Below are 24,201 nucleotides of genomic sequence, written 5' to 3'. Positions count from 1 at the left end.
AGCCTTAAACATCAACCCGAGCAGGAATTTCAGGCATAATGGCAAGCAAAGCAGAAAAACCCGATGGCATCATGGAAACAGTTAAAACGGTGTTCTGGGCACTGCTGATCGCAGGCGTTTTCCGCACCCTGTTCTTTCAGCCCTTCTGGATTCCTTCGGGTTCGATGAAAGATACCCTGTTGATCGGGGATTTCCTGTTTGTGAACAAAATGGCCTATGGCTATTCCAGATATTCCTGCCCGTTCTCGGCCTGCCCGTTTTCCGGTCGTATTCTGGGGTCCGAACCCGAACGCGGCGATGTGGTGGTGTTCCGCCATCCGGTGAACGGCAATGATTTCATCAAACGCCTGATCGGCCTGCCGGGTGACAAAATCCAGATGAAAGACAGCGTGCTACATATCAACGGCCAAGCGGTAAAAATCGAACCCGCTGGCGTGTTCACCGAAACCTACGAGCGGCAGGGATCGGCCGGCACTTTCCCGCGTTGCTCCAACAATCCGGGTGTTGGCGGCGTCTGCGAAAAGACACGGGCAACCGAAACCCTGCCCAACGGTGTGTCGCATGATATTCTGGATATTACCAAACAGGCACAGGATGATACCGGCGTATATGTTGTGCCCGAAGGCCACTATTTCTTTATGGGCGACAACCGCGACAATTCCACCGATAGCCGTTTCCCGCAGAACGCGGGCGGTGTTGGCTATGTGCCGTTTGAAAACATCATCGGGCGCGCGGACCGGATCATGTTTTCGTCTGCCGGTAAATCGCTGTTCTATTTCTGGACATGGCGTTCGGACCGTTTCTTCAAGGCGGTTCAGTGAAACTCTCGTCCGAATTAAAGGCCTTTGCGGGCCGGATCGGTTACACGTTCAAGCGGCCCGAGCTTTTGCATCGGGCCGTTACCCATTCGTCGATGTCATCCCCCACCCGCGACGACAACCAGCGGCTGGAATTTCTGGGTGACCGTGTGCTGGGTCTGGTGATGGCCGAGGCCCTGTTCATGGCGGACACAGCCGCCACCGAGGGTCAGTTGGCCCCGCGATTCAACGCGCTGGTGCGCAAGGAAACCTGCGCCGATGTGGCGCGGGAATTCGATCTGGGGGCGGTGCTGAAACTGGGCCGCTCGGAAATGCTGTCCGGTGGCCGCCGCAAAGAGGCGCTGCTGGCCGACGCCATGGAAGCGGTGATCGCAGCCGTTTATCTGGACGGCGGATTCGAGGCGGCCAAGGCGCTGGTGCTGCGCCTGTGGGGCAAGCGGGTTACGGCCGTGGACGCCGACGCGCGCGACGCCAAAACCGCCTTGCAGGAATGGGCGCAGGCCCGCAAATTGCCCCCACCGAAATATGTGGTGGTGGAACGCACAGGGCCGGACCACGCACCGGTCTTCACCATCGAGGCGCGGCTGGAAAACGGCGAAAGCCAATCCGCCACGGCAAATTCAAAACGACAGGCCGAACAGGCTGCGGCCAAGCTGCTACTGGCCCGATTGGAAGGTACAACATGACCGAAACACGCGCGGGCTTTGTTGCCCTGATTGGCGAGCCGAACGCCGGTAAATCGACGCTGCTGAACCGGATGGTGGGGGCCAAGGTGTCTATCGTGACGCATAAGGTGCAGACCACCCGCGCCCGTATTCGCGGCGTTGCGATCGAGGGCGACACCCAACTGGTTTTCGTAGACACCCCCGGCCTGTTCGCCCCGCGCCGCCGGCTGGACCGCGCCATGGTCGCCGCCGCCTGGAGCGGCGCTGCGGACGCCGACATCGTGGTGCTGCTGGTCGAGGCGCATCGCGGTGTGACCGCCGGGGTCAAGGTTATTCTGGAGGCTCTGAACGAACGCGCCGGTGGCCGCCCCGTGGCGCTGGCCATCAACAAGATCGACAAGGTAAAGGCCGACAAATTGCTGGTGCTGACCAAGGAACTGAACGATCTCTATGACTTTACCGAAACCTTTATGATTTCCGCCGAAAAGGGCCATGGCGTGGATACGCTGCGCAAATGGCTGGCGGCAGAACTGCCAAAAGGCCCGTGGCTCTATCCCGAAGACCAGATTGCCGATCTGCCGCTGCGCATGATCGCCGCCGAGATCACCCGCGAAAAGCTGACGTTGCGCCTGCATCAGGAATTGCCTTACCAGTTGACGGTCGAAACCGAAAACTGGGAGGATCGCAAGGATGGTTCAGTCAAGATTGATCAGCTGATTTATGTGATGCGCGACGGCCACAAGGGGATTTTGCTGGGCCACAAGGGCGAAACCATCAAGGCCGTGGGCAAGGCATCGCGCGAGGAGCTCGAGGAATTTCTGGGCCGCAAGGTGCATCTGTTCCTGCAAGTCAAAGTGCGCCCCAACTGGCTGAACGAGGCCGAGCGCTATTCCGAAATGGGCCTGAACTTCAAGGATGGCAACAAGTGACGCGGCTGACTACGGAATTTTGGGTTCAGGCCTATTTGCAGCGGTTGAATCTGGCCAATATCCCCGCGTTTGTCACCCAGAAGGGCGATTTGACGGCAGGGGCGGTGATCGTCAAACTGAACACACTGGACGGCAATGCGCAGGCGTTTGAACGCTCGTTCGATCTGGAAAAAGGGCAACGTGCGTGGATCGGCATGGCTGTTGGTTGCGAGGCCGAGGTGGATATGTCGATCCAGCGGCAAAAATCCTTCGACCCCGATCTGTGGGTGATCGAGGTCGAGGACAAACAGGGCCGTCACCTGCTGGACGAACCGGGGCTGGCGTAATACGCTTACCAGATGGAATGGCGTGACCAAGGGGTTTTGCTGGCGGTGCGCAAGCACGGCGAAAACTCGGCTATCATCGAAGTCTTCACCGCCGAACACGGGCGGCACGCGGGTGTTGTGCGCGGGGCATCCTCGCGTAAAATGACACCTGTGTTGCAACCCGGTGCGCAACTGGACGTCACTTGGCGCGCCCGCCTTGCCGACCATCTGGGCAGCTTTACGGCGGAACCCCTGCGCAGCCGCGCTGCAGCGGTGATGGCGGACCGGCTAACGCTGTCGGCGCTCAATTCCATCTGCGCGCTGCTGGCCTTTGCCCTGCCCGAACGCGAGGCGCATGCAGCTTTATACCAACGCTCCGTCACCCTGTTTGATCTGCTGGGCAATACCGAAGGCTGGCCGTTGGCTTACCTGCGCTGGGAACTGGCCCTGCTCGAGGATCTGGGCTTTGGCCTTGATTTGCGCCGTTGTGCGGTGAACGGCAGCCGCGATGATCTGGCCTATGTTTCCCCCAAATCCGGCCGCGCGGTCAGTGCCGAAGGGGCTGGCGAATGGGCCGACCGCCTGTTGCCCTTGCCGCTGTGCCTGCTGGGTCAAGGGCCGGCGCCCGACAGCGAAATCATCGACGGGCTGCGCCTGACAGGGCATTTCCTGACCCACTGGCTGGCCCATTCACTTGGCAACAAACCCCTGCCCGCCGCCCGGCAACGATTCGTTGATGCCTATATCCGGCACAGCTAACCTCTTCCAAATGGCCCAAATATCCCCGCCGGAGGCGCCCGAGCACCCGCAGGGTGCGAGACATAAAGCGCCGCGCAAGCGGCTCCGCTAAGGCGTCGCCTTGAACACCATCTCGCCGCCCGTCTCATTGGACAGAACCAGTACATTCCCCAATACATCAACCAGCGTCATTTCCCCCAGAGCTTTGAAAAATCGCTGCTCTGCCGCCAGATCGGGGCAGGACATTTTTGTGGAAATCACCGGTCCCGCCCCGAACCACGGGCGCGGGGCGGACTGGGTGGCGGAATAGCGGTTACAGGGGGCTTGGCCCGCGATCCGACCCTTTGAAGGAAAAGCAATGGTCGCGCGGGCGGAAAAGGGTTTGCCGTCCAGTTCAACCAACACCCACTCGGCCCGCTGGTCCACATAGCCCTAAATGGTTTCATCATATTTGCACCCCGTCAGGGTGAACATCAGCAGGGCAATCAGGATACGCATCACAATCCTTTCGGGGGGTTACGGGTATCCGGCGATGATATACACTGGGTAACAGATGTAAAATCACAAGAAAGCCAACAATATGCCTGCCACCCCCCTGTTGCTGATCCCCGGTCTGGCCTGCACGGATGCCCTGTTTGCCGCGCAAATCCCCCGCCTTTCGCGGGATCGCCAAGTGATCATCGGCGACCACATGCAGCACGACAGCATGGCCGATATCGCCGCGCATATTCTGGCAAATGCGCCTGCGCGTTTCGCCCTCGCCGGTCTGTCGATGGGTGGCTACCTGTGTTTTGAAATCATGCGCCAGGCACCCGAACGGGTGGACCGGCTGGCACTGCTCGATACTTCGGCCCGCGCCGATACGCCGGAAAAAACCGCCCTGCGGCATGAGGCGCTGGAACTGGTGGCGGCGGGTAAATTCATGGCCGTGTGCCATGCCACTCTGAACCTGAGTATTGCCAAATCTCGCCACAGTGACAGGGCACTGAAACAGGCGATCATTGATATGGCCATGGACACGGGGCCGGATGTCTGGGCGCAGCAAATCCACGCTATCATAGGGCGCGCCAACTCGGTGCCGATTTTGGGGACGATCACTTGCCCGACGCTGGTTGTCGTCGGGGACGAAGACCAGTTGACCCCGCCCGATCTGGCCCGTGAAATGGCCGAAGGCATCCCCGATGCACGGCTAAAGGTGGTCAGCGATTGCGGCCATATGTCGACCATGGAAAAGCCCGGCCAACTGACCGGGCTTTTGCAGGAGTGGTTGCTGGATTAGGGTCTACGCCCTAGTTGCCTTGCATGGCCTCGGGCGAGCCTTCGACAACAAATTTGTTGCCTGCATGGCAGGCTGTGCAATTCAGCATCAGATCACCAAGCTCTTTCTGCACCGCAACCGGATCGCCGCCTTGCGCGGTCTTTCCCAGTTCGGTGAACAGATCATGGGTGGCAAAGCCAAGGGTTTTGAATTCGATCGGTAATTTCCCGATAAGGGACGGCGACATATCCGGTTTTACCGCCCCTGTTTGGGTGGCCAGCTTGGCAACGGTTTCCAGATCGCCCTCGGCTGTGGCTTCGACAATCCCCTGAATGGCTTCAAGAAAACCGCGCATTTCGCCAAGGATCATGATGCGTTCATCCGAGGTGACCAGAATGGCCGTGCGGTCATCTTTGCTGGGGATTGTATTGCCGGCGATGATGAATTTGTTGGTCAGAAAACCAAGCGCTGCCAGCAGGACCAGAATGACCAGCCACAGGAATTTCGGTAATTTCAACATGTGCAGACACCCTTTTGAATATATCTATCCGGTTTTCGTCGTGGCAAGGGAATGCAGGGTCAACTTCCTGCGCTGGAAGGTTGGGCCGTCTACCCCAGCAACCGCCGCGCAATCACCTGCGCCTGAATTTCCGCCGCCCCCTCGAATATGTTCAGGATACGGGCATCGCACAGGATGCGGCTGATCTGGTATTCCAGCGCAAAGCCGTTGCCGCCGTGGATTTGCAGCGCGTTGTCCGCTGCCGCCCAGGCCACCCGCGCGCCCAGCAGTTTTGCCATGCCGGCCTCAAGGTCGCAGCGCTGGTCATGGTCCTTCTCCCACGCAGCGAAATAGGCCATCTGGCGGGCGATCATGATTTCCACCGCCATCATCGCCAGCTTGCCGGCCACACGCGGGAAATGGATCAGGGATTTGCCGAACTGTTTGCGGTCATTGGCGTATTGCATCCCGACCTCCAGCGCGTTTTGCGCAACCCCGATGGCGCGGGCGGCGGTCTGGATGCGGGCGGATTCAAAGGTCTGCATCAACTGTTTGAAGCCCTGCCCCTCGACCCCGCCCAGCAGGTTTTCACCCTTTACCCTGAAACCGTCAAAGCCCAGTTCGTATTCCTTCATGCCACGATAGCCCAGAACCTCGATCTCGCCGCCGCTCATGCCTTCGGTGGGGAAGGGGTTTTCATCGGTGCCCGGTGTCTTTTCGGCCAGAAACATCGACAGGCCCTTATAATCGGCGCTGTCGGGATCGGTGCGGGCCAGCAATGTCATTACATGGGTGCGGGCGGCGTGAGTGATCCATGTTTTGTTGCCGGTGATGGTGTAATCGTCGCCATCCTTCACCGCGCGGGTGCGCAGTGATCCCAGATCGGACCCTGTGTTAGGTTCGGTAAAGACCGCCGTTGGCAGGATTTCCGCGCTGGCGATTTTTGGCAGCCAGTGTTGTTTCTGCTCCTCGGTGCCGCCGCAGATAATCAGTTCCGCCGCGATTTCCGAGCGGGTGCCCAGCGACCCCACTCCGATATAGCCGCGCGACAGTTCTTCGGACACCACGCACATGCTGGCCTTGGACAGGCCGAAGCCGCCGTATTCCTCGGGGATGGTCAGGCCGAAAACGCCCAGTTCCGCCATTTCGGTGATGATCTCCATCGGGATCAATTCGTCCTTCAGGTGCCATTCATGGGCATTTGGCACCACGCGGTCATCGGCAAACCTGCGGAACTGTTCGCGGATCATTTCCAGCTCGTCATCCAGCCCCGTCGCGCCAAAGGTGGCGTGGCCGGCGTTTTCCTGCATCAGTGCAATCAGGTCCATGCGGGCCTGTGATGTGTTTCCATCGGCCATCAAGGTGGCGATTTCCGGCGTGTCCGGCATGGTCAGGCCGAAATCCCGAAGGCGGGCGATTTCACCCTGCGACATGGGGATACCGCCGGCAATCTGTGACAGGTATTCGCCGAAAGCGATTTGCAGGATCAGTTGCTCCATTTCGCCCAGCTTGCCGTCGCTGTTCAGCCGGTCGGCCCACGCGGCCATCTGGTGCAGCGCCTGCGAATAGGTCGCCAGCCATGACAGCGCATGTGCGGTATCCTGATGCTGCTCCAGCAACGCGCCCGAAACCCGTCCGTCCGCAACCACCTTTTCGCGCAGGTTTGTGGTGGCGTCATCCAGCAGGGATTGCACGGCTGGCAGGGTGGATTTGGCAAGGGTCAGGATGTCGGGTAGGGCCATGGTTTACGTCCTTTTGTCTGTCAGGAACGGCATAGGGGGAAAGGGATGGTTGCGCAACAAAAATACGTAATGGGTGTGAATTTTGAATAAATATGACGCAAGGAAATTCGCCTAACTGGTATAGGCCCCTAGATTGCACAGCTCTTTCAGATAGGTCGGCGCGTCTTTGGGTGCGATCACGTCAAAGGGAATGCGGTAAAGCAGGATATCCCCCTGATAGGCCGCCAACGTCCATCTGCCGGTGACCATTTCCGAGGGAAGATCAAAGGAATACAGCTGCGCGGAAAGGCGGTTTGCCTCGATAAATCCCTGCCAGCTTTGTTTGGTTGTGCCGGAGCCAATCAGCGGCGGGTGTGTGACGCGGAAGGTTACGCCGTCAAGGTTTGTGTCGCCCACAGCGCGGGTTTTCACACCGAAGGACAGGCCGGGGATAGCAGGCACAAGGGTGCCGCGGGATGAAAACTCGATGGTACCCGAAATGATATTGATTTCGCCGATGTCGGTGTCTGGCGCAGCGGCTGAACCGACAACATTAGTATCGCAGACCAGACCATATTCGAACCCGTCGATCAGATCGGAGTTGGTATAGATATTATCCTGTGCCGCAGCAAAAGTTCCGGCAAAAGCAAGGGCCGTAATCAACCACAAAACTGCTTTCGCCGGAAGTTTTATCATCCAATGACCACGGCTTTTACGTCGTCATCCACATAGTCCATATACTGGCCAAAGTTTTCGGCAAACATACCGACCAGCTTTGCCGCCTGTGCGTCATAGGCGTCTTTGTCGGCCCATGTATCACGCGGGTTCAGCAGGCTGTTGTCAACGTCATGCACGGCAACAGGAACCTCAAAGCCGAAATTCGGATCCTTGCGGAATTCGGCCCCGTTCAGCGATCCGTCAAGGGCTGCCGTCAGCAACCCGCGGGTGGCCTTGATCGGCATCCGTTTTCCGGTGCCATAGGCCCCGCCGGTCCAGCCGGTGTTGACCAGCCAGCAGGTGGCGTCATGATGGGCGATCTTGTCGCGCAGCAGGTTGCCATAGGCTTCGGGGCGGCGCGGCATGAAGGGGGCGCCGAAACAGGTGGAAAATGTCGGCTCCGGCTCGGTTACGCCACGCTCGGTGCCGGCAACCTTGGCCGTGAAGCCTGACAGGAAGTGATACATCGCTTGCGCCGGTGTCAGGCGGGCAATCGGGGGCAGCACGCCGAAGGAATCACAGGTCAACATGATGATGTTGTTCGGGTGCCCCGCCATTGAGGTTTTGGACGCATTCGAGATATAATGCAGCGGATAGGCGCAACGCATGTTGGCGGTCAGGCTGTCGTCGGTGAAGTCCAACTCGCGGGTTTCTTCGTCGTAAACCATATTCTCGATGATGGTCGCGAATTTGGTTGTGGTGGCGTAGATTTCCGGCTCGGCCTCTTTCGACAGGTTGATGGTTTTGGCGTAACAGCCACCTTCGAAATTAAAGATACCGTTGTCGGACCAGCCATGTTCGTCATCACCAATCAGGGTGCGCGACGGATCGGCCGACAGGGTGGTTTTACCGGTGCCCGACAGGCCAAAGAACACGGCCGCATCATCGGGGTTGCCGGTGGCGTGGTTGGCCGAACAGTGCATCGCCATGATGCCTTTGCCGGGCAGGATATAGTTCAGCAGGGTGAACACGCCCTTTTTGATTTCACCGGCATATTCGGTGTTACCGATCAGGATCAGCTTCTTGTCGAAATTCAGTGCAATCACCGTTTCCGTGCGACAGCCGTGGCGGGCGGGGTCGGCCTTGAAGCTGGGGCTGTTGATGATGGTGAATTCGGTTTCAAAGGTGTCCAGTTCGGCGCGCTCGGGGCGGCGAAGCATGGTGCGGGAAAACAGGCTTTGCCAGGCCAGTTCGGTGATCACACGCACATTCAGGCGGTTCGCCGGATCAGCGCCGCCAAACAGGTCCTGCACGAAATAATCGCGGCCCTTCATGTGCTCCAGCATATCGGCATGCAGAACATCGAATGCAGCCGCATCCATCGGCTGGTTGTTTTCCCACCAGATGTGATCCTCGACCGAGGGGGTGCGAACGATGAATTTATCGTTGGGGGAACGGCCGGTATATTGGCCGGTGCTGACCATAAAGGTGCCGCCGTTGCCGATGTGCCCCTCTTTGCGCAACACGGCCTGTTCAATCAGTGCAGGTTCCAGAATGTTGTAATATACGTTGCCCAGACCGGTGATCCCTTGATCTTCCAGTCGTTTGGCGGGATTCACCCGTCCAGTCATCATTTGCAAGCTCCTGTTGCCGCCTGTCAGCGGCCATTGCGATGTGGAATTCGGCGCGAAAAGGCCAGCAACGCGCCGGTCAGCGTTTGGCTGACAGGGGGGTCTTAGCATGGGGTCCGGTTGAAAAAACAGGGCGGTTTGGCACAGTTAGCGCAACCAATTACCATTAATGCGACAAGATTCGCATCTTATGTGAGACATATTAGCCATTGGTGGCCTTTTTTGGCTGGAATAGGTGCTGCGCAAGCTTGCGATTCGCAGATTACAGTTGAATTGAAAAGGAAGACGCGTGATTGTAGTATAAAAAATAATAAACCGAGGCAGCATAAGGAATTCCCCATGGCGAAAATCGCATTGGTGGACGACGACAGGAATATTCTGACGTCCGTCGCAATGACTCTCGAAGCGGAAGGTTTCGAGGTTGTAACCTATAATGATGGTCAGGCCGCGCTGGACGGCTTTAATATCGGCCTGCCCGATCTGGCTGTTCTGGATATCAAGATGCCCCGCATGGATGGTATGGACCTGCTGCAACGCTTGCGCCAGAAAACCAAGATGCCGGTGATTTTCCTGACCTCCAAGGATGACGAGATCGACGAGGTCCTGGGCCTGCGCATGGGGGCCGACGATTACGTCAAAAAGCCTTTCTCGCAGCGTTTGCTGGTCGAACGTATCCGCGCCTTGTTGCGCCGTCAGGACGCGATTGAAAATAATACCGTTGGCGACACCGAAGAAACCAAGGTGATCGAACGGGGCAATCTGCGGATGGATCCATTGCGCCATTCGGTCAGTTGGAAAGGAAAGGAAGTTTCCCTGACAGTAACCGAATTCCTGTTGCTTCAGGCCCTTGCCCAACGGCCCGGGTTTGTCAAAAGCCGTGATCAGCTGATGGATGTGGCCTATGACGATCAGGTCTATGTCGATGACCGCACAATCGACAGCCATATCAAACGTCTGCGCAAGAAAATGCGCACAGCGGACGATGATTTCTCGGCGATTGAGACCCTCTATGGCATCGGATACAGATACAACGAAGAATGAGCATTGTATCGGGGATAGATGTGTTTCGCGGCAAATCGACAAAAAATGCTGACATCGCGCTGGGCGAGGACTGGGATGGTCCGGACCAGACGCAGGATTCGGCCAGAAGTTCACGGCGTAAACGCCGTGGGCTGGTGTCGATCAACCGGTCGCCGCTTGCCCGCAAGATCATTACCTTTAACCTGATTGCGATTATTATCCTTGTTGCCGGTGTGCTGTACCTGAACCCGTTTCGCGACAGTCTGGTTTTGCAGCGGGAACAGGGGTTCGTGACCGAAGCCGGATTGATTGCCGATGTGTTCGAAGCACAAATGCAAGCCAGCGGCGTGGAAGATTTTTCAGACAGCGCACAGGTTGCATCCACGCTGGAAAACCTGGATCTGCCTGTTGGTATTGAGGTGTTCGTTTTCGATCCGGATCAAAAACTTGTCAGTATGACCCGCAGTCAGGCTGATCCAGATAGCGCCACGGTTACCAGTTTGCAGAAAGACACCCGTAGCACTCTGATTACCGATTTTCTGAATGCGGTCTGGGAAAGCGTTTCGGGCTTGTTGGCCCCCAAATCCGCACTGGATTCGGAAGCAATAGCAAAAAGCATGGCAGAAGAACTGGTTGCACCGGCGCTTGCCGGGGAAACCAGGGTTAAATCCGGTTACGATGATACCGGCGAAATCATTTTTTCGGTGGCCAAGCCGATTGTCCGTAACGGGGCACCTGTAGGTGCAATTGCTGTCACGACGGCTGCCGGTGAAATTGACCATCTTGTGCGCGCCGAGCGTGAACAGATTTTGCAGATGTTCGTGATCGCTATTCTGGTGTCGATCGGGTTAAGTCTTGTGCTGGCCTCGACCATTGCCAACCCGTTGTCCGATCTGGCCGCTGCTGCCGAACTGGGCCGTGACAGGGATGCCCGCAAGCTGAACCCAGGGCGTATCCGTATCCCCGATATGACAGCGCGGCCTGATGAAATCGGGCGCCTGTCAGTTGCGTTGCGCGGGATGGTTGCCGCGCTATATGACCGGATCGATGCCAACGAACAGTTTGCCGCCGATGTGGCGCATGAAATCAAGAACCCGCTGGCATCCCTGCGCTCGGCGGTCGGGTCTTTGCGGATTATCAAAAAGGATGAACAGCGCAACAAACTGCTGGATGTGGTCGAACATGACGTGCGCCGGCTGGATCGTCTGGTTAGCGATATTTCCAATGCTTCGCGGCTGGACAGCGAATTGGTCAAGGAAGAAGAAGAAAGCTTTGATCTGTTGAAAACCGTCTCAAACATTGGCGAATATCTGGGGCAGGAAGCCTCGAAAAAAGGGGTGGAGCTGATTACAGATCTGCCGCCGGATTCAATTGTCATATATGGCCTTGAGGCACGGTTGGCGCAGGTGTTTGTGAACCTGATCACCAATGCGATTTCCTTTTGCGAGGAAGGCGATGCCATCCGCGTTTGGGCTCGGAGGCGGGAAAACCGGATACTGGTGGTGGTCGAAGACACTGGCCCCGGCATTCCGGATCAGGCACTGCACAAGGTGTTCAACCGGTTTTATTCCGAACGTCCGGCAGAGCACTATGGCAATAACTCGGGCCTTGGCCTGTCGATTTCCAAACAGATCATCGAAGCCCACGGTGGTGTAATCTGGGCTGAAAACATTCGCCCGACCGAGGCCGACATCACGTCAGAACCGCTGGGTGCGCGGTTTGTCGTGGGCCTGCCCTTGTAGGTATGGGCACCCGCGTGAATGGCCCGCTTGTTGTTCATGCCTCGTCTGTTGCTGTTGATGGCAGGGCTGTGCTGGTGATCGGCCCTTCGGGGTCGGGTAAATCCGCGCTTTGCTTGCAGTTGATGGCTTTGGGCGCCACGTTGGTTGCGGATGATCGCACGGTATTGCAATCCGGCGAGGGCGGTATTCTGGCCCGCGCCCCCGAAACGATTGACGGTATGATCGAGGCCCGTGGCGTTGGCCTGCTGGCCGCCGACAGTTGCGTGGCCCGCGTTGCATTGGTGGTCGATCTGGAACAGCTGGAAACCGACCGTCTGCCGCCGCATCGCACCTACAATTTACTTGGCCAAAAAGCCCCCTTGCTGCACAAAGTAGAAGCTGCGCATTTTCCGGCAGCGATTCTACAATATCTGAAAGGCGGGCGAAGCGCGTGATATGACGGCCAGCAATCAATCGACACCCAAAACAAGCGACCAGCGGGTTGTGCTGGTAACCGGCCCGTCAGGCGCTGGCCGCTCGACCGCCATCAAGGTGCTTGAGGATGCGGGTTACGAGGCGATCGACAACCTGCCCTTGTCGCTGTTGCCGCGTCTGCTGGATGGACCGCCAATCGGTCACCCGCTGGCGCTGGGCATCGATGTGCGCAACCGCGATTTCAGCACCGCCGCCCTGATCGAGATGATCGAGACCCTTTCCCGCACAGACGGGCTGAAAGTTGAATTGCTGTATCTGGATTGCAGCACCGATGTTCTGGTGCGCCGCTATTCCGAAACGCGCCGCCGGCATCCACTGGCGCCGGCCAAATCCCCGATTCAGGGGATTGAACAGGAAATCGATTTACTGGTGCCGATCCGCGCGCGTGCCGACGTGTTGCTGGATACATCCACCATGTCCCCGCATGATCTTAGGGCCGAGGTTGAACGCTGGTTTGCCCCTGAAACAGGGCAGCAGCTGGCGGTGTCTGTCCATTCCTTTTCCTATAAACGCGGTGTGCCGCGCGGGGTGGATATGATTTTTGACTGCCGCTTTCTGAAAAACCCCCATTGGGAGGAAAGCCTGCGCAGCTTTGACGGGCGCAATAAAGAGGTGGCCGATTATATCGCCACCGATCCGCGGTTTGCTGCGTTCTTTGGCAAGGTGAAGGAGCTGATTAATATGCTTCTGCCCGCCTATATCGAAGAAGGCAAAGCGCATCTGTCAATCGGGTTTGGATGCACCGGCGGTCAGCACAGATCAGTTGCCGTGGCGGAAAAGCTGGTGAATGCCCTTGCGCAGGATGGGTGGCAGGTGTCTATTCGTCATAGGGAAATGGAACGAAAGGCCCAGAACGGGTCTGCAAGCAGTCGGGGTGACAAATCGTGATCGGCATTGTGATTGTCGCGCACGGGGGATTGGCCAGAGAATATCTGTCCGCTGTCGAACATGTTGTCGGCAAGCAAACAGGGATTCGCACCATCGCCATCGAAAACGACTGTGACCGCGAAGGCAAAAGGGATGAAATCCGTGCTGCCGCCGAAGATGTTGATACCGGCGATGGCGTTGTTGTGGTGACAGATATGTTTGGCGGCTCTCCCTCGAACCTGTCACTGGGGGCCTGTTGCAAGAAGGATCGCAAGATCCTGTATGGCGCAAACCTGCCGATGCTGGTGAAGCTGGCCAAATCGCGCGATAAACCGTTTGACGAAGCGGTGTCTGCGGCGCTTATTGCGGGGCGAAAGTATATAGATTGTATTGACGGAACAAATGGATAGCCCCTTATGAGCAACCGCCAGACAATGAAAATAACCAATGAAAAGGGGCTGCATGCGCGGGCCTCGGCCAAATTTGTCGAAATGGTCGAGGAACACGATGCCAGCGCCGAGGTGTTCAAGGACGGGATGAGCGCATCCGGGGATTCGATCATGGGGCTTTTGATGTTGGCAGCCTCGGTCGGAACCTCTATTGAGGTTGAGACGACAGGCCCTGAAGCCGACAAATTGATGGATGCACTAAAGGTGCTTGTGGCCGACCGTTTCGGCGAAGACATGTAAGGTGACTGGAAAACTCTTGGTGGATAGTGCGCAAGATAAACCGGCGGAACAGGATTCCGACTATGTGCCCTACAAGCGGCAGAAATTGTCCTACGCCAATACCTTCAAGAACCCGTTCAAGGTGCTGGTTATCCGGGCGATGGAATGGGGCACTGGTAAAATCCCCCTGCTGCGCCTGATCCGCAAATTCGAGCAGGAAGGCGTTGTGAGTGGCCAACCATTCTTTACCCGCGCCCTTCAATTGATGCAGATTGACGTTGTGACGCCCGAAGAACAGATTGCCAAAATCCCCCCTACAGGGCCGATGATCGTGGTGGCGAACCACCCGCATGGTTTGGTGGATGGTCTGGTTCTGGCGGAATTGATTGGCAAGGTGCGCACCGATTACAAAATCCTGACCCGTAGCCTGTTGACCGGCATCCCCGAGATCGAAAAATTCATGCTGCCCGTGGCCTTCCCGCACGAGGAAAATTCGCAACGCCTGAATATCAACATGCGCAAAGAGGCGATGTCCCACCTGAAAGACGGCGGCGTGATTGTGCTGTTTCCGGCGGGGGTTGTGGCCTCAAGCAAAACCTTTTTCGGCCCCGCGATCGAGGCCGAGTGGAACCCCTTCACCGCCAAAATGATATTGCGGTCCGGTGCCACCGTGGTGCCAATCTATTTTCCCGGTCGCAACACGCGCACCTATCTGATTGCCAACCTGGTTTCGGCGACAATCCGTCAGGGGCTGCTGTTGCACGAGGTGGTGAAAGCACTGAAGAAACCGCAAGCACCGATCATCGGCGAGCCGATCCCGCCAGAAGAAGTGGTGGAATGGTCCAAAGATCCGCGCGGGTTTATGGCGTGGTTGCGGGATAAAACACTGGCGTTAAAGCCGAAAATCTAGCGCGTCGGCACCGGTGTTTCACCACGGTAATCGTAAAACCCGCGGCCCGATTTGCGGCCCAGCCAACCGGCCTCGACATATTTGGTCAGCAGCGGGCAGGGGCGGTATTTGGTATCGGCCAGCCCGTCGTGCAGCACGTTCATGATCGCCAGACAGGTATCCAGCCCGATGAAATCGGCCAGTTCCAGCGGACCCATCGGGTGGTTGGCCCCCAGTCGCATGGACGTGTCGATGGATTGCACCGAGCCGACGCCTTCGTAAAGCGTGTATACCGCCTCGTTGATCATCGGCATCAGGATGCGGTTGACGATGAAGCCGGGGAAATCCTCGGCGGTGGCGGCGGTTTTGCCCAGCCGCTCCACCACATCGTGGCAGGCCTTGAATGTTTCTTCGTCCGTGGCAATCCCGCGGATCAGTTCGACCAGTTGCATGACCGGCACGGGGTTCATGAAATGGAACCCCATGAATTTTTCCGGCCGGTCGGTGCGGGATGCAAGGCGGGTGATCGAAATCGAGGATGTGTTCGAGGTCAGTAAAGTATGCGGTTGAAGATGCGGAATCAGATCCTCGAAAATGGCGGTTTTGATCGACTCGCGTTCGGTTGCAGCCTCGATCACCAGATCGGTCTGGCCAAGGTCGGGCAGCTTTAGCGTGGTTTTGATGCGCCCAAGGGCTGTGGCCTTGTCTTCGGCCGTAATTTTCTCGCGGCTGACCTGCCGTTCCATGTTGCGATCAATCAGCGCGCGCGCCTTGTCCAGCGCCTCGCTCGACATGTCGGCCATGATGATATCATAGCCCGCCAAAGCGCAAACATGGGCAATCCCGTTGCCCATCTGACCCGCGCCGACAATACCGATTTTTTGAACTTCCATAGCACACCTCGTGACTGCTTGGGGCGACTTTACGGCCTGTATGCAGAGGGGGCAAGGCGCTAAAAATTACGGCAAATTGTTGGTTTAGCTATTTGGAAACTCCTTTGCGCGAATCTGTCTTTGGGTGAATCGAAACAAGGGGTGGGTGGAATGACCTATTTGAATCTGGGCGAATGTGCCCTTGACTATTATCCGTGCAGATACGGGAAATCGAAATTGCTGTTTCGCGGGCCGCGTCGGGAAATGACGGGGGATTTTATCGCGATGATCGGCAGCACGGAAACTTACGGCAAATTCATTGAAAAACCGTTTTCCGCGCTGGTCGAACATGCAATCGGCATGGAAACCGTAAACTTTGGCTGTGTAAACGCCGGGGTGGATGTGTTTATCAACGAACCTTCCGTGCTCGAGGCCTGCGGCAATGCGCGGGTGACGGTTATTCAGGCGCTGGGGGCGCAGAATATGACCAACCGGTTTTACGCCGTGCATCCGCGCCGCAATGACAGGTTTTTACGGGCTTCGGCCTTGCTGAAAACCATCTACAGCGAGGTGGATTTTGCCGAGTTCAGTTTTACCAAACATCTGATGAACGCATTGCAGGCCATATCGCCGGAACGGTTTTCGGTGGTGCAGGGTGAATTGCGGGCGGCGTGGGTGGCGCGCACAAAGCTGTTGATCAACAAGATCGAGGGCAAGACCATTCTGTTGTGGTTTTCCGACCGCTCGCCAGATAGTCCACCGGTGCCAAACGGATTGGGGCGCGACCCGCTGTTCGTGGATCGCAGCATGGTCGAGGAAATCCGACCGCATGTGTCCGAAGTGGTCGAGGTTGTGCCAGACGTGCTGACACTGGCCAAAGGGACCGAGGGGATGATCTATTCCCCGCTGGATGAACTGGCCGCCCGCGAACTGATGGGGGTTGGGGCGCATGAACAAGTGGCGGCCGCATTGGTCGAGCCGTTGAAACACTTGCTGTAAACAAAAAGGCCCGCCGGATATGGCGGGCCTTTTGACGATTTCATATCGGCTTACAGCGCGTCGATCAGCGCCGGAACCGCATCGAACAGGTCGGCAACCAGCCCGTAATCGGCAACCTGGAAAATCGGCGCTTCTTCGTCTTTATTGATGGCGACGATGATCTTGCTGTCTTTCATGCCGGCCAGATGCTGGATCGCACCGGAAATGCCGACCGCGATATACAGTTCGGGCGCAACCACCTTGCCGGTCTGGCCAACCTGCCAGTCGTTCGGGGCATAGCCGGAGTCAACTGCCGCACGGGACGCACCAACAGCAGCACCCAGTTTATCGGCCAGTTTTTCGATCAGCGCAAAGTCGTCTTCCGACCCGACACCACGACCACCAGAAACCACGATACCGGCCGAGGTCAGCTCGGGTCGATCGCTTTCGGCAACCTTGTCTTCAACCCATTCGGACAGGCCGGGGTTGGCAACAGCAGGCGCGGCTTCGACAGCGGCAGAACCACCTTCGCCAGCGGCGTCAAAGGTTGTGGTGCGAACGGTCAGAACCTTTTTGCCATCGGTGGATTTCACCGTCTGGATCGCGTTGCCCGCATAGATCGGGCGTTCAAACGTATCGCCATCCACCACGCCGGAAATATCGGTGATCACCATCACATCCAGCAGTGCGGCAACCCGTGGCATCACGTTTTTCGCAGATGCGGTAGCAGGGGCAACGATATGGTCGTAATCGCCAGCCAGCGCCACGATCAGATCGGCAACCGGTTCGGCCAGATCGTGACCATAGGCAGCATCATCGGCGCACAGCACCTTGGACACGCCATCCAGTTTCGCAGCCGCTTCGGCCGCACCGGAACAGCCGGCACTGGCACACAGGATGGTCACATCGCCCAGCATTTTCGCGGCGGTCAGGGTTTTTGCAGTTGCATCAACAGCCAATTCGCTGCCGTTCACTTCTGCCAATAGTAATACAGCCATCAGACAACCCCCGCTTCTTTGAGTTTCGCAACAAGTTCGGCCACATCCGCCACCTTCACACCCGCAGCACGGGTTTCAGGTTCGCCGGTTTTCACAACGGTCAGACGCGGGGTGACATCGACGCCGTAATCGGCGGCGGTTTTTTCATCCAGCGGCTTTTTCTTGGCCTTCATGATGTTGGGCAAGCTGGCGTAGCGTGGCTCGTTCAGACGCAGATCAACGGTGATGATGGTTGGCATCTTGACCTTGATCGTTTGCAAACCGCCGTCCACCTCGCGGGTGACGGTGGCGTGATCGCCATCGATGTCCACTTCGGAGGCAAAGGTGGCCTGCGACCAGCCCAGCAATGCTGACAGCATCTGGCCGGTGGCGTTCATGTCGTTGTCGATCGCCTGTTTTCCTGCCAGAACCAGATCGGGCTTTTCTTCATCCACGATGGCCTTCAGGATTTTGGCAACGGCCAGCGGCTCGATGTCCTGATGCACATCATCGGCGGCAATCACCAGAATGGCGCGGTCAGCGCCCATCGCCAAAGCGGTGCGCAGGGTTTCCTGTGCCTGTTTGACACCGATGGAAACGGCAACCACTTCTTCGACCTTGCCCGCTTCGCGCAGGCGGATCGCTTCTTCTACCGCGATTTCGTCAAAAGGGTTCATCGACATTTTGACATTGGCGAGATCAACACCCGATCCGTCCGCTTTGACGCGAACCTTCACGTTGTAGTCGATCACGCGCTTGACTGGCACTAGCACCTTCATCAGCGTATCTCTCCTATTAATTCCCCCACAAAGGGCGGAGTTGTCCAAGCTCTCGCAGGTTTGTTAGCCCAGTGTCGCGGTGAAAAACAGAGCAAAATCGACATGAATAGACATGGCGACGCCGCGTTTTGCGGTTTTCGGGGGTTTAACGGTTGGCGCCGGGCACCCATAGCACATCTTTTGCGCCATTTTCATTGGCAACACGGCTGGCCACAAAGAACCAGTCGGACAAACGGTTCAGGTATTTCACCGCCGCCGGATTGACAGATTCGCTGGCCGCCAGTTCCACAGCCAACCGCTCGGCGCGGCGTGAAACCGTGCGGCACAGATGCAGATGCGCGGCCAGCGGACTGCCGCCGGGCAGGATAAAGGACCGAAGCGTGGCAAGGTTGGCGTTCATCGCGTCGATCTCGCCTTCCAGCCGCTCGACTTGCGAGGTGGCCAGCCGCAGGGGCGGGTATTCGGCGTCTTTGTCTTTGTCCATTTCAGGGCGGCACAGATCGGCCCCCAGATCGAACAGATCGTTCTGGATCAGCGCCAGCATATCGTGCATGTCGCCGTTGGCGTGCAGACGGGCAAGGCCGACGGTGGCGTTTACCTCGTCCACAGTGCCATAGGCCGCAACGCGCGGCGAGGTTTTGGGCACGCGGGTGCCATCCCCCAACGCGGTTTCGCCGCTATCGCCGGTTTTGGTGTAAATCTTGTTCAGAACGACCATGATCTAGCCTTTGCTACGGATATAGAGAAACAGCAACAGCAGCACCACGGCAATGGCCTGTGCATAGATGCGGAACCGCATCAGCCGGTTGGCGTGATTGCGGTTGAATTCACCACCCTTGGCAAAGCCGCCGATGCCCAGCATCAGGATAACCACCACCACCAGACAGGCAGCGGCAAGGGTCAGAAATAGGGGGTCTTGAAGCATGTCGCGTTTCCTTATGTTGCCGGTTTAGCCCTTTAGCAGGATCCAGTCAAAGGCGCGGGTCGACAGGATGCGGCGAAAGAAACCGGAAAGGTATGTGGGGACCGTAACATAGTAACGCGGTTTTGGTCGCTTTGATTCCAGCGCATGGATCAGCTTTTTCGTGACCGCCGAAGCTGGCAGTTCGAATTTGTCAGGTTCGCCGCTGGTGTCATACAGGCGCGGACGCAGACCGAACTCGTACAGTTTGCGCAGGGCGGAATTTTCCCAGTCGATCCATTTTTCAAAATGCGGTTGGGCGTTGACGCGGATTTTACTGGTGATCGGACCGGGTTCGATCAGGATCACGTCAATCGGCTGGCTGTGCATTTCCAGACGCAGCACATCGGTCAGCCCCTCCAGCGCGAATTTGGTTGAAACATAGGCTCCGCGAAACCGCAAAGCGGCCAGCCCCAGAACCGAGGAACAGTTGATTATCCGCCCGTGCCCCTGCGCCCGCATCACCGGAATTATCTGACGGGTCAGGTCATGATAGCCAAACAAATTAACCTCGTAGATTGCGCGCAGGGCGTCACGGGGCAGATCCTCGAGGGCACCGGGAATGGCATAGGCGCCGTTGTTATATAGCGCGTCCAGCGTGCCGCCGGTGCGCGACAGGGTTTCGGTGACGGCGGCTTTGACCGACGTCTCGTCGGCATAATCCAGAGCGAAACTTTCCAGCCCTTCACCGCGCAGGCGTTCGCAATCGGATTCCTGACGGCAGGTCGCAAACACCCGCCAGCCGCGTTTGTGCAACGTATGCGCCGCGTCATAGCCGATGCCCGAAGAACAACCGGTGATCAGAATGGATTTTTCGCTCATTTCCCTGCCTTGTTTTTGTTATGCGGGTTGGCGCAGTTCCTAGAAATTCACCGAAACCCCCGGCAAATTCAGCGCCTTCATCAGTTCGCGCAGCTCCTGACGGGCGGCGACATTGGAAATATTCATCTGCCCTTTGACGCCGACATCGCGCAAATCCAGCAGGGTCAGGCCGCGCGGGAAAAGTTCACGGAAAATGACCCGCTCGCCAAACCCCGGTGCGATGCGAAAACCGATACGTTTTGACAGGGCATTCAGGGCCTGCTCCATCTTTTCCTTGTTGTGCATCCGCTGTGCGGCCAGACGGTTGCGCACCACCACCCAGTCAATAGAGGGCAATCCGGCCTGCGCCCGCAATTGCCGCGCGTTCCAGACCATTTCGGAATAGACAGAAGGGCTGAGGATTTTACCGCTATCCGGATCCATATGCGCCAGCAGGTCGAAATCGACAAAGCTGTCGTTCAGCGGGGTGATCAATGTGTCGGCCAGCGAATGGGCCACCTGTGACAATCGGGTGTGCGACCCGGGACAGTCGATCAGAATGAAATCATTGTCCGGCTCCAGCGTAGCAACGGCGGCTGACAGACGATGGTCGTAAACATTTTCGCCCGGCTTCAGTTTGGCACGATCCACATCCGGCAGGTCGTGGTAATCTGGCATCGGCAGTTTGACATCATGGGTTTCGCAATAGGTGCGGCGGTTTTCGACATAGCGGCCAAAGGTGCGTTGCCGCAAATCCAGATCCAGCGCGCCAACACTATGGCCCATCCGGACCAGTGCCGTTGCCACATGCATCGAGGTGGTCGATTTACCCGAGCCACCCTTTTCGTTCCCCACAACAATAATATGCGCCAAAACAATACACCCCGTTCATTCGCTAATACTGCGCCCCAGTGCGCTATGGGCACTATATGCAGTGGCTTGGCTTATGGGAAGCCGTGATCAGGCTCTATTACTGCGAATTACGAGTATTTGGCATCCTGTGTTATAAAGGCGGAATTATCAGCAGTGTTTATTGCAGGAGGTAGATTATGAAACTTCTTTGGTTGCTTTCCAGTGTATTTATGCTTGCCGGATGCGAGACGGAACCACCGGTCGAACCAACTGATGGCCCCTGCGGTCCGGGGGCATGGATTATTACCACCGGTCCGGATGGCATTGTGTGCACACCCAACGGGTGGTGAATTCTGGCCTACTCAAACGAAAAACGCCGCCCTGTTTTCCAGTGCGGCGTTTTCAAATCCGAAAGGGGGATATGGCCTAGAAGCCAAGCCCTTCGTATTTCTTTTTGAACTTGGACACACGGCCACCGGCATCCATCAAACGGGTGCCGCCGCCGGTCCAGGCGGGGTGAACCGACGGGTCGATTTCCAGCGACATTGTTTCGCCTTCGGTCCCGTAGGTCGATTTCATTTCTACAATCGTGCCGTCGGTCATTTTGACGTTGATTGTGTGGTAGTCGGGGTGAATATCTTTTTTCATCTCCGCACTCCTTAAGATTTTTTGGGCTTGTAGTTGGTGTCTTCGGCGATACGCGCCGATTTACCGCGACGGCTGCGCAGATAGTACAGTTTGGCGCGGCGCACACGGCCACGACGCACAACTGTGATGCTGTCGATGTTGGTTGAATGCAGCGGGAACACACGTTCCACACCTTCGCCAAAGGAAATCTTGCGCACGGTGAACGATCCGGCAATGCCCGAACCGTTTTTGCGGCTGATGCAGACACCTTCGTAGTTCTGCACACGGGTGCGGGTGCCCTCGGTTACCTTGTAACCTACGCGGATGGTATCACCCGCCTTGAAATCGGGAATGTCTTTGCCAAGCGCAGCGATTTGCTCGGCTTCCAGTTCTGCGATCAGGTTCATCTGAAACGCTCCTTCATAAATGCTCACGGTTTGCCCGCGAAGTGTTGGCGCGCCCCTATTGCTCTTGGTCTTCTTCCGGGTCCCTATCGTGTTTCTCACAATAAGCCCGCCAGAGATCAGGTCGACGTTTCTTTGTCAGCCTTTCGGCCATCTCCTGTCGCCAGTCGGCTATTTTCGCGTGATGGCCGGACAGAAGAATTTCCGGTACCTCGCGACCCTTCCAGACGGCAGGCCTTGTATACTGCGAGTGTTCCAGCAACCCGTCCGAGAATGATTCCTCTTCGGTGGATGCCTGGTTCCCCAAGACGCGCGGTATAAGACGGACTGTGGCATCAATCAAGGCCTGTGCTGCAATCTCGCCGCCTGTCAGGACGAAATCGCCCAAAGAAACCTCTTCTATCGCGAATTCTTCGATCACGCGCTCGTCTACACCCTCGAAACGGCCACAAAGCAGGGTCATTCCGTCAGCTTTTGCGAATCGCTGTGCCATCGCCTGTGTCAGGGGTTTGCCGCGTGGCGACAGGTAAATCACCGGCCATTTGGCACGATCGGTCGGGGTGCCCTGTTGCGCCTTTTCCAGCGCCTTGCCCACCACATCGGCCCGCAGCACCATGCCGGCACCGCCACCGGATGGGGTGTCATCGACGTTCTTGTGCTTGCCTTCGCCAAAGGGGCGCAGGTCAATGGTTTCCAACTGCCACAGCCCTTCTTGCAGAGCCTTGCCGGTCAGGGATGCGCCCAGCACACCGGGAAATGCCTCGGGGAACAGGGTGACCACCTTGACCCGCCAGGCGTTGGCCAGTTGCGGGGCCTCGCCCATCAGATCACGCGGTTGCAGCGTGGCGGTGATGGTTTTGCGACCGTGCGATTTGGTCAGCGGGGGTTTGGTTGGCTTTGACATGTGTTGCGCCTTACAGCGCCCCTTCGGGCGGATCGGCGATGATGCGGCCTGCAGTCAGGTCAACGGTTGGCACCACTTCGCGGGTAAAGGGCAGCAGGATGGTGTTGCCCCCCGTGCTTGGCATGATCTCCAGCAGGTCGCTGGCACCGTGGTTTTGCACCGCGTGGACCTTGCCCAGAACCGTGCCGCCGGTGTCCAGAACGGTCAGGCCGATCAGGTCGGCGTGGTAGAATTCGTCATCCGGCAGGGCGGGCAGTTGACCGCGTCGCGCAAACAGGCGGATACCTTTCAGGTCGTCGGCCATCTCTTTGTTCGTGATCCCCTCGACCCGAGCCACCAGCGCACCCTTGATGCTGCGGGTGATGGTGATGGCATAGCTGTGCTTGCCGTCCTCGGTGGTCAGGGGGCTGTAGGCGGCGATCGCTTCGGGATCGGCGCAGAAACTTTTCAGGCGCACCTCGCCTTTGACACCGTAAGAGCCGGAAAAAGCCCCGACACAGATGTGGTCTGTTGGCATCGTCTATCGCTCCAGTATGTCCAGCGTCGTGCTGCGGGTTTCCCAGCCGACTTGTTGCAGGGTGGGGGTGGTCTTGTTTTCCTCGGGCCAGCCGACGCAAAGATAGGCGATCAGCGACCAGCCCGCAGGCACGTCCAGATCGCGGGTCAGGCGGGCGGGGTCAAGGATGGAAACCCAGCCAACGCCCAGCCCTTCGGTGCGGGCGGCCAGCCAGAACTGGGTGATCGCGGCCACAACCGAATAGCGGCGGGTTTCGGGCATGGTGGCAGCGCCAAGGCCCTGCCCTTTGGGGGTTTCGTCATCGCAGAACACGGCGAACTGAACGGGTGCATCGCGCATCCCGCTTAGTTTAAGCCCTGAATATATTTGTGCTTTTTCGCCGGAATAGCCCTTCAGGGCATCGGCATTCGCGGCCTCGAAATTGGCAATCGCGGCATCGCGGGCGGGTTGCGAGGTGACACGCACAATCCGCCAGGGTTCGGACAGACCGACCGAGGGGGCCAGATTGAACGTCGACAAACAACGATCAACAATAGCCCCCTCGACCGGATCCGTGCGAAAGCGGCGCACATCGCGCCGCCAGCGCAGAAGCTGGGTAAACTCTTGCCGGAACTGATCGGAAAAATCAGGCATGAGTAAACCTGAACT

31 protein-coding genes are annotated in these 24,201 nt (G+C 57.6%); 14 read left to right on the top strand and 17 right to left on the bottom strand.

All coding sequences use genetic code 11. The features are described 5' to 3' along the window. Nucleotides 1–38 precede the first annotated feature (38 nt). The 5 genes from lepB to recO are packed head-to-tail and all read left to right on the top strand — an operon-like array spanning nucleotide 39 to nucleotide 3,476. On the top strand, nucleotides 39–821 hold the full coding sequence (gene lepB / locus BAR1_RS16285) for a signal peptidase I (protein ID WP_118944006.1): 783 nt from the start codon (nucleotides 39–41) through the stop codon (nucleotides 819–821). After that, entirely contained in the window at nucleotides 818–1,504 is a 687-nt protein-coding gene (gene rnc / locus BAR1_RS16280) for a ribonuclease III (protein ID WP_118944005.1), read from the top strand. Before lepB ends, rnc begins: the two co-directional genes overlap by 4 nt. Continuing rightward, nucleotides 1,501–2,412: a GTPase Era gene (gene era / locus BAR1_RS16275; protein ID WP_118944004.1), complete on the top strand. Its 912-nt coding sequence runs from the start codon at nucleotides 1,501–1,503 to the stop codon at nucleotides 2,410–2,412. Before rnc ends, era begins: the two co-directional genes overlap by 4 nt. Next, nucleotides 2,409–2,738: a DUF1491 family protein gene (locus tag BAR1_RS16270; RefSeq protein ID WP_118944003.1), complete on the top strand. Its 330-nt coding sequence runs from the start codon at nucleotides 2,409–2,411 to the stop codon at nucleotides 2,736–2,738. Before era ends, BAR1_RS16270 begins: the two co-directional genes overlap by 4 nt. Nucleotides 2,739–2,750: 12 nt before the next feature. Continuing rightward, entirely contained in the window at nucleotides 2,751–3,476 is a 726-nt protein-coding gene (gene recO / locus BAR1_RS16265; RefSeq protein ID WP_118944002.1) for a DNA repair protein RecO, read from the top strand. An 87-nt stretch (nucleotides 3,477–3,563) separates the two neighbouring features. On the opposite strand, the gene BAR1_RS16260 is transcribed toward recO, so the two are convergent. Next, the gene (locus BAR1_RS16260; RefSeq protein ID WP_228408592.1) at nucleotides 3,564–3,860 is read right to left on the bottom strand and encodes an META domain-containing protein; all 297 of its coding nucleotides are present in this window, start codon (nucleotides 3,858–3,860) and stop codon (nucleotides 3,564–3,566) included. A gap of 175 nt (nucleotides 3,861–4,035) precedes the next feature. Here BAR1_RS16260 and BAR1_RS16255 point away from each other — a divergent pair, with 175 nt between their 5' ends. Next, nucleotides 4,036–4,734: an alpha/beta fold hydrolase gene (locus BAR1_RS16255; protein WP_118944001.1), complete on the top strand. Its 699-nt coding sequence runs from the start codon at nucleotides 4,036–4,038 to the stop codon at nucleotides 4,732–4,734. A 10-nt stretch (nucleotides 4,735–4,744) separates the two neighbouring features. On the opposite strand, the gene BAR1_RS16250 is transcribed toward BAR1_RS16255, so the two are convergent. The 4 genes from BAR1_RS16250 to BAR1_RS16235 all read right to left on the bottom strand — a co-directional run bounded on the left by BAR1_RS16250 (nucleotide 4,745) and on the right by BAR1_RS16235 (nucleotide 9,224). After that, entirely contained in the window at nucleotides 4,745–5,233 is a 489-nt protein-coding gene (locus tag BAR1_RS16250; RefSeq protein WP_118944000.1) for a hypothetical protein, read from the bottom strand. An 89-nt stretch (nucleotides 5,234–5,322) separates the two neighbouring features. Next, nucleotides 5,323–6,954, bottom strand: coding sequence for an acyl-CoA dehydrogenase family protein (locus BAR1_RS16245; RefSeq protein ID WP_118943999.1), 1,632 nt, complete (start codon nucleotides 6,952–6,954; stop codon nucleotides 5,323–5,325). A 111-nt stretch (nucleotides 6,955–7,065) separates the two neighbouring features. Further along, the gene (locus tag BAR1_RS16240; RefSeq protein ID WP_118943998.1) at nucleotides 7,066–7,629 is read right to left on the bottom strand and encodes a DUF3859 domain-containing protein; all 564 of its coding nucleotides are present in this window, start codon (nucleotides 7,627–7,629) and stop codon (nucleotides 7,066–7,068) included. Further along, on the bottom strand, nucleotides 7,626–9,224 hold the full coding sequence (locus BAR1_RS16235) for a phosphoenolpyruvate carboxykinase (RefSeq protein WP_118943997.1): 1,599 nt from the start codon (nucleotides 9,222–9,224) through the stop codon (nucleotides 7,626–7,628). The genes BAR1_RS16240 and BAR1_RS16235 overlap by 4 nt, the downstream gene beginning before the upstream one ends. 336 nt (nucleotides 9,225–9,560) lie before the next feature. Here BAR1_RS16235 and BAR1_RS16230 point away from each other — a divergent pair, with 336 nt between their 5' ends. Genes BAR1_RS16230 through BAR1_RS16200 form a run of 7 tightly spaced genes read left to right on the top strand, consistent with a single transcriptional unit; the run spans nucleotide 9,561 to nucleotide 14,902 of the window. Then, complete coding sequence (locus BAR1_RS16230; RefSeq protein ID WP_118943996.1) at nucleotides 9,561–10,262, top strand: response regulator transcription factor; 702 nt, start codon at nucleotides 9,561–9,563, stop codon at nucleotides 10,260–10,262. Beyond that, nucleotides 10,259–11,983 (top strand): sensor histidine kinase, encoded by a 1,725-nt coding sequence (locus BAR1_RS16225; RefSeq protein ID WP_118943995.1) that lies wholly within the window; start codon nucleotides 10,259–10,261, stop codon nucleotides 11,981–11,983. The genes BAR1_RS16230 and BAR1_RS16225 overlap by 4 nt, the downstream gene beginning before the upstream one ends. Nucleotides 11,984–11,997: 14 nt before the next feature. Beyond that, the gene (locus BAR1_RS16220) at nucleotides 11,998–12,417 is read left to right on the top strand and encodes an HPr kinase/phosphorylase (protein WP_162891818.1); all 420 of its coding nucleotides are present in this window, start codon (nucleotides 11,998–12,000) and stop codon (nucleotides 12,415–12,417) included. 1 nt (nucleotide 12,418) lies between these two features. Beyond that, nucleotides 12,419–13,345 (top strand): RNase adapter RapZ, encoded by a 927-nt coding sequence (gene rapZ / locus BAR1_RS16215; RefSeq protein ID WP_118943993.1) that lies wholly within the window; start codon nucleotides 12,419–12,421, stop codon nucleotides 13,343–13,345. Beyond that, complete coding sequence (locus tag BAR1_RS16210; RefSeq protein ID WP_118943992.1) at nucleotides 13,342–13,734, top strand: PTS sugar transporter subunit IIA; 393 nt, start codon at nucleotides 13,342–13,344, stop codon at nucleotides 13,732–13,734. The genes rapZ and BAR1_RS16210 overlap by 4 nt, the downstream gene beginning before the upstream one ends. 6 nt (nucleotides 13,735–13,740) lie before the next feature. Beyond that, complete coding sequence (locus BAR1_RS16205) at nucleotides 13,741–14,013, top strand: HPr family phosphocarrier protein (RefSeq protein WP_118943991.1); 273 nt, start codon at nucleotides 13,741–13,743, stop codon at nucleotides 14,011–14,013. 16 nt (nucleotides 14,014–14,029) lie between these two features. Further along, nucleotides 14,030–14,902, top strand: coding sequence for a lysophospholipid acyltransferase family protein (locus tag BAR1_RS16200; protein WP_228408874.1), 873 nt, complete (start codon nucleotides 14,030–14,032; stop codon nucleotides 14,900–14,902). Here the strand turns inward: BAR1_RS16200 and BAR1_RS16195 are convergent. Beyond that, nucleotides 14,899–15,774: a 3-hydroxybutyryl-CoA dehydrogenase gene (locus tag BAR1_RS16195; RefSeq protein ID WP_118943990.1), complete on the bottom strand. Its 876-nt coding sequence runs from the start codon at nucleotides 15,772–15,774 to the stop codon at nucleotides 14,899–14,901. The genes BAR1_RS16200 and BAR1_RS16195 overlap by 4 nt on opposite strands. A gap of 150 nt (nucleotides 15,775–15,924) precedes the next feature. On the opposite strand from BAR1_RS16195, the gene BAR1_RS16190 reads away from it, so the two are divergent. Further along, nucleotides 15,925–16,752, top strand: coding sequence for a DUF6473 family protein (locus BAR1_RS16190; RefSeq protein WP_118943989.1), 828 nt, complete (start codon nucleotides 15,925–15,927; stop codon nucleotides 16,750–16,752). A 50-nt stretch (nucleotides 16,753–16,802) separates the two neighbouring features. Here the strand turns inward: BAR1_RS16190 and BAR1_RS16185 are convergent, their stop codons facing one another. From BAR1_RS16185 to bluB, 11 genes are all read right to left on the bottom strand, one after another. Next, the gene (locus tag BAR1_RS16185; RefSeq protein ID WP_118943988.1) at nucleotides 16,803–17,729 is read right to left on the bottom strand and encodes an electron transfer flavoprotein subunit alpha/FixB family protein; all 927 of its coding nucleotides are present in this window, start codon (nucleotides 17,727–17,729) and stop codon (nucleotides 16,803–16,805) included. Next, entirely contained in the window at nucleotides 17,729–18,487 is a 759-nt protein-coding gene (locus BAR1_RS16180; protein ID WP_118943987.1) for an electron transfer flavoprotein subunit beta/FixA family protein, read from the bottom strand. The genes BAR1_RS16185 and BAR1_RS16180 overlap by 1 nt, the downstream gene beginning before the upstream one ends. Before the next feature lie 145 nt (nucleotides 18,488–18,632). Continuing rightward, a complete protein-coding gene (locus tag BAR1_RS16175) occupies nucleotides 18,633–19,205 on the bottom strand; it encodes a cob(I)yrinic acid a,c-diamide adenosyltransferase (protein ID WP_118943986.1) in 573 nt (190 codons plus the stop codon). Nucleotides 19,206–19,208: 3 nt separating this feature from the next. Continuing rightward, nucleotides 19,209–19,412 carry a twin transmembrane helix small protein gene (locus tag BAR1_RS16170; RefSeq protein WP_118943985.1) on the bottom strand — a complete coding sequence of 68 codons (204 nt, stop codon included), beginning with the start codon at nucleotides 19,410–19,412 and terminating at the stop codon, nucleotides 19,209–19,211. A 24-nt stretch (nucleotides 19,413–19,436) separates the two neighbouring features. After that, nucleotides 19,437–20,270 carry an SDR family NAD(P)-dependent oxidoreductase gene (locus BAR1_RS16165; protein WP_118943984.1) on the bottom strand — a complete coding sequence of 278 codons (834 nt, stop codon included), beginning with the start codon at nucleotides 20,268–20,270 and terminating at the stop codon, nucleotides 19,437–19,439. 39 nt (nucleotides 20,271–20,309) lie between these two features. After that, entirely contained in the window at nucleotides 20,310–21,122 is an 813-nt protein-coding gene (locus tag BAR1_RS16160) for a division plane positioning ATPase MipZ (protein ID WP_118943983.1), read from the bottom strand. A 405-nt stretch (nucleotides 21,123–21,527) separates the two neighbouring features. Further along, nucleotides 21,528–21,749, bottom strand: coding sequence for a 50S ribosomal protein L31 (gene rpmE, locus BAR1_RS16155; RefSeq protein WP_118943982.1), 222 nt, complete (start codon nucleotides 21,747–21,749; stop codon nucleotides 21,528–21,530). A gap of 11 nt (nucleotides 21,750–21,760) precedes the next feature. Beyond that, the gene (gene rplS, locus BAR1_RS16150) at nucleotides 21,761–22,135 is read right to left on the bottom strand and encodes a 50S ribosomal protein L19 (protein ID WP_118943981.1); all 375 of its coding nucleotides are present in this window, start codon (nucleotides 22,133–22,135) and stop codon (nucleotides 21,761–21,763) included. 55 nt (nucleotides 22,136–22,190) lie between these two features. Next, on the bottom strand, nucleotides 22,191–23,036 hold the full coding sequence (gene trmD / locus BAR1_RS16145; protein WP_118943980.1) for a tRNA (guanosine(37)-N1)-methyltransferase TrmD: 846 nt from the start codon (nucleotides 23,034–23,036) through the stop codon (nucleotides 22,191–22,193). 10 nt (nucleotides 23,037–23,046) lie between these two features. After that, complete coding sequence (rimM, locus tag BAR1_RS16140) at nucleotides 23,047–23,553, bottom strand: ribosome maturation factor RimM (RefSeq protein WP_118943979.1); 507 nt, start codon at nucleotides 23,551–23,553, stop codon at nucleotides 23,047–23,049. Nucleotides 23,554–23,556: 3 nt separating this feature from the next. After that, entirely contained in the window at nucleotides 23,557–24,186 is a 630-nt protein-coding gene (bluB, locus tag BAR1_RS16135) for a 5,6-dimethylbenzimidazole synthase (RefSeq protein WP_118943978.1), read from the bottom strand. Between the last annotated feature and the right edge of the window lie 15 nt (nucleotides 24,187–24,201).

Origin of the sequence: Profundibacter amoris (genome assembly GCF_003544895.1) — a bacterium.
GTDB classification, from domain to species: Bacteria; Pseudomonadota; Alphaproteobacteria; order Rhodobacterales; family Rhodobacteraceae; genus Profundibacter; species Profundibacter amoris.
The sequence above is the reverse complement of the archived record's forward strand: the minus strand, read 5'-3'. Positions and strand labels throughout refer to the sequence as shown.

Excerpts from the sequence above, each read along its gene's own strand:
- BAR1_RS16195 (WP_118943990.1), bottom strand. The coding sequence starts at position 15,774 with ATGGAAGTTCAAAAAATCGGTATTGTCGGCGCGGGTCAGATGGGCAAC.
- BAR1_RS16185 (WP_118943988.1), bottom strand. The coding sequence starts at position 17,729 with ATGGCTGTATTACTATTGGCAGAAGTGAACGGCAGCGAATTGGCTGTT.
- BAR1_RS16175 (WP_118943986.1), bottom strand. The coding sequence starts at position 19,205 with ATGGTCGTTCTGAACAAGATTTACACCAAAACCGGCGATAGCGGCGAA.
- rimM (WP_118943979.1), bottom strand. The coding sequence starts at position 23,553 with ATGCCAACAGACCACATCTGTGTCGGGGCTTTTTCCGGCTCTTACGGT.
- BAR1_RS16225 (WP_118943995.1), top strand. The coding sequence starts at position 10,259 with ATGAGCATTGTATCGGGGATAGATGTGTTTCGCGGCAAATCGACAAAA.
- BAR1_RS16205 (WP_118943991.1), top strand. The coding sequence starts at position 13,741 with ATGAGCAACCGCCAGACAATGAAAATAACCAATGAAAAGGGGCTGCAT.
- rplS (WP_118943981.1), bottom strand. The coding sequence starts at position 22,135 with ATGAACCTGATCGCAGAACTGGAAGCCGAGCAAATCGCTGCGCTTGGC.
- BAR1_RS16165 (WP_118943984.1), bottom strand. The coding sequence starts at position 20,270 with ATGAGCGAAAAATCCATTCTGATCACCGGTTGTTCTTCGGGCATCGGC.
- recO (WP_118944002.1), top strand. The coding sequence starts at position 2,751 with ATGGAATGGCGTGACCAAGGGGTTTTGCTGGCGGTGCGCAAGCACGGC.
- trmD (WP_118943980.1), bottom strand. The coding sequence starts at position 23,036 with ATGTCAAAGCCAACCAAACCCCCGCTGACCAAATCGCACGGTCGCAAA.
- BAR1_RS16245 (WP_118943999.1), bottom strand. The coding sequence starts at position 6,954 with ATGGCCCTACCCGACATCCTGACCCTTGCCAAATCCACCCTGCCAGCC.
- bluB (WP_118943978.1), bottom strand. The coding sequence starts at position 24,186 with ATGCCTGATTTTTCCGATCAGTTCCGGCAAGAGTTTACCCAGCTTCTG.
- BAR1_RS16180 (WP_118943987.1), bottom strand. The coding sequence starts at position 18,487 with ATGAAGGTGCTAGTGCCAGTCAAGCGCGTGATCGACTACAACGTGAAG.
- BAR1_RS16240 (WP_118943998.1), bottom strand. The coding sequence starts at position 7,629 with ATGATAAAACTTCCGGCGAAAGCAGTTTTGTGGTTGATTACGGCCCTT.
- rapZ (WP_118943993.1), top strand. The coding sequence starts at position 12,419 with ATGACGGCCAGCAATCAATCGACACCCAAAACAAGCGACCAGCGGGTT.
- rpmE (WP_118943982.1), bottom strand. The coding sequence starts at position 21,749 with ATGAAAAAAGATATTCACCCCGACTACCACACAATCAACGTCAAAATG.
- BAR1_RS16235 (WP_118943997.1), bottom strand. The coding sequence starts at position 9,224 with ATGATGACTGGACGGGTGAATCCCGCCAAACGACTGGAAGATCAAGGG.
- BAR1_RS16230 (WP_118943996.1), top strand. The coding sequence starts at position 9,561 with ATGGCGAAAATCGCATTGGTGGACGACGACAGGAATATTCTGACGTCC.
- BAR1_RS16190 (WP_118943989.1), top strand. The coding sequence starts at position 15,925 with ATGACCTATTTGAATCTGGGCGAATGTGCCCTTGACTATTATCCGTGC.
- BAR1_RS16170 (WP_118943985.1), bottom strand. The coding sequence starts at position 19,412 with ATGCTTCAAGACCCCCTATTTCTGACCCTTGCCGCTGCCTGTCTGGTG.
- BAR1_RS16255 (WP_118944001.1), top strand. The coding sequence starts at position 4,036 with ATGCCTGCCACCCCCCTGTTGCTGATCCCCGGTCTGGCCTGCACGGAT.
- era (WP_118944004.1), top strand. The coding sequence starts at position 1,501 with ATGACCGAAACACGCGCGGGCTTTGTTGCCCTGATTGGCGAGCCGAAC.
- lepB (WP_118944006.1), top strand. The coding sequence starts at position 39 with ATGGCAAGCAAAGCAGAAAAACCCGATGGCATCATGGAAACAGTTAAA.
- BAR1_RS16250 (WP_118944000.1), bottom strand. The coding sequence starts at position 5,233 with ATGTTGAAATTACCGAAATTCCTGTGGCTGGTCATTCTGGTCCTGCTG.